General features: G+C 62.0%; 1 protein-coding gene. It reads right to left on the bottom strand.

Annotated features, from left to right (window positions below; genetic code table 11):
• Window positions 1-214 (bottom strand): transposase (locus FNJ47_RS55880; protein WP_236000663.1); only part of this gene is annotated, 214 nt, incomplete at its 3' end.
• Between the last annotated feature and the right edge of the window lie 2 nt (window positions 215-216).

Below are 216 nucleotides of genomic sequence, written 5' to 3'. Positions count from 1 at the left end.
AAACACCCTTGATGCTCCATCGGCTGAAGCGCCGGAACACGCTGTTCCAATCGCCGAAGACCTCCGGGAGATCGCGCCAGGGAGACCCCGTACGCACGATCCACAGCACTCCTTCAACGAACATTCGATTGTCGCGCCCGGTCGAGCCCTTCTGATCGGGGCGCCCTATGATCAACGGCGCCATCCGCTCCCACGCCGCGTCGCTCAATACCAAAC

This window comes from Bradyrhizobium uaiense (assembly GCF_010811875.1).
GTDB lineage: Bacteria > Pseudomonadota > Alphaproteobacteria > Rhizobiales > Xanthobacteraceae > Bradyrhizobium > Bradyrhizobium uaiense.
This window is presented reverse-complemented; position numbering and strand designations above follow the sequence as displayed.